The organism is Deinococcus marmoris DSM 12784 (assembly GCF_000701405.1).
Taxonomy (GTDB): Bacteria; Deinococcota; Deinococci; order Deinococcales; family Deinococcaceae; genus Deinococcus; species Deinococcus marmoris.
Window position 1 is genome coordinate 1 of sequence record NZ_JNIV01000216.1, and the last position, 2,103, is coordinate 2,103.

The following is a 2,103-nucleotide window of genomic DNA, read 5'->3' on the forward strand; positions in this document are numbered from 1 at the left end:
CGCTGCCCGTCGCTGCCCGTCGCTGCCCGTCGCTGGAGACCCCATGACCAGGACTGAGACCAGAACCGAGACCCCCCCCGAAGCCCGTCCTCTGTTTATCCTTGTGCGCCGCCACCAGGGTCTTGTGGCGCTGGGACTGATGTTGCTTGCTGCCTTAGCGGTGGCGCTCGACTTCTTCCGCAGTGACCTGCTGGGGCCACACCTGATCGGCCTGCGCCTGATTTATGCGGGTATTACGCTGCTGACCACCACCTATATCTGGATCGTGAGTACCCAGGACGCCGAGCACATCACCTAGCTGCGCTGGTCAGCGCCACGCTATCCACAACGTCGCCTGAAGACCCGTCAGGCGGCGTTGTTAGTTCGGGCCGTGCCTATCCCCCGCAGCCCGTGGGGGCTTCTGGCGAGTCCTGATGGATTGGGCGAAAGACGAGAACTACGAAAGTCCCTGAACCATGTGTTGCCCTTCGTCCAATCACCTGGGGAATCTCCAGCCTCTTATTGATTACCAGAAACCATACCCGCAAGGCTTCCCGTTCACCGTCCATGCCTCTTCGCTTTACCTGTTACCGGAGGTACGCCGTGACCCACGTCCAGCACTCCAAGCTGATTCCGTTCACAGCCTCACCACAGAGCGCTCGGCAGCAGCCCGCCTTCTTGCTTCTGTTTGCCGTGCCCTGGGTGGCTATGCTCAGCCTACTGTGGACGTACAGCCTGTTCCCGGCGGTGCTGGAGCGCTACGCCCTCGTCCCACTGCTGCTGAGTGCCGTGCTGTTCGGCCTGCCGCATGGGGCCTTAGACCACCTGGTGCCGCTGCGACAGGGCTGGCGGCTGACGCGGAGGTGGACTGGCTGGGGAATGTTCCTGCTCGCCTATCTGGGCGTGGTGCTGCTGTACCTGGGCGTCTGGACCCTCTGGCCGATGGTGGCCTACTGGGGCTTTCTGCTCACGTCGGCGCTGCACTGGGGGCACGGCGATCTGGATTTTCTGGAGCGGCGGCTGGGCCGCGCCCGAGCCTGGCACAGCGGCACGACGTTGCTGCTGCGCGGCGGTCTGCCCATCGTTGTGCCCTTTCTGGCCTTTCCCGACGCCTACGAACGTCTGGCCCGCAGCGCCGCACAGGCGTTCCACGCGCCCCTGTCAGCCGGGCCGCTGTGGAGTGCCAGTTTCACTCAGGGTCTCGCGGTGGTCTTCGTGGCCGTGCTGCTCATGTCGGTGGTGGACACCGTGCGCTGCGCTGCCAGTCGCCGGGCCGCTGTAACCGAGCTGACCGAAGTTGCCCTGCTGATGCTGGTCTTCGTGCAGGTGCCTGCCGAACTCTCCATTGGCCTGTATTTTACGCTGTGGCACGCCTGGCGGCATCTGGGCCGACTGCTGGAAATCAACTCCAGACCACTCAATTTACGGCCTGTGAGCCTACGCGGTTTGCGAAGGCTGGCACTGGACCTGACGCCGATTACTCTGGCTGCGCTGCTGCTGCTCGGTGGCCTGTTCCTGTGGAGCGCGCCGCGCCTGCACAGCGCCGAAGATCTGACGGCGCTCTACCTGGCCTTGATTGCTGCCCTGACCTTGCCCCATGCACTGCTCGTTGGGGTCATGGACCGCACCTTCGCCGATGTGCTGGAACGGTCTCTTTAGAGAGTGAATGCCAAAGCTCAGAATGAATAGAACGGCATCCTTTATATGTGTGAAATGAACATGAATATTAAACAGCAATATCAACGCCTTATAGAAATAGGAGCAACACCATTAGATGTTGCTCAAATAGCCCGTAGTCGCAATTTGGATCCGGTTGAAGTGACTCGTCTCATTCGATCTCTTTTTGCTCTTAAATTCAAGGAGGCGGAGGAGATTGGCATGCAAGCGATGTCTAGAACAGGACTTAATGAGTACCAAGAAAAATATCTGCTCCCAGTTTTAGAACAACTTAAGCACGATAATTTTTCTCCTAAAGAAGAGTAGGTCGCCTGGCAACGCAGATTATCCAGCAATTTCTCAGCCCTAACAGGGATTAGATAAGAGAAAATAGGCGGGTTTTATCCGGGTATAATTCAGGCCAGACTCCAACGATAACCGCGCTTAACCCCTGGCCTCTGGCGCTGC

Annotated in this window: 3 protein-coding genes; all 3 read left to right on the forward strand. The window is 59.3% G+C overall.

All coding sequences use genetic code 11. The features are described from left to right. Positions 1 to 298, forward strand: a 298-nt coding sequence (locus tag Q319_RS0123280; protein ID WP_211252422.1) for a hypothetical protein, incomplete at its 5' end; no start/stop codon positions are given. Between the two features lie 284 nt (positions 299 to 582). Beyond that, a complete protein-coding gene (locus Q319_RS0123285; RefSeq protein ID WP_034416663.1) occupies positions 583 to 1,638 on the forward strand; it encodes a Brp/Blh family beta-carotene 15,15'-dioxygenase in 1,056 nt (351 codons plus the stop codon). A gap of 60 nt (positions 1,639 to 1,698) precedes the next feature. Further along, a complete protein-coding gene (locus Q319_RS27715) occupies positions 1,699 to 1,962 on the forward strand; it encodes a hypothetical protein (protein ID WP_156039576.1) in 264 nt (87 codons plus the stop codon). Positions 1,963 to 2,103: the final 141 nt, after the last annotated feature.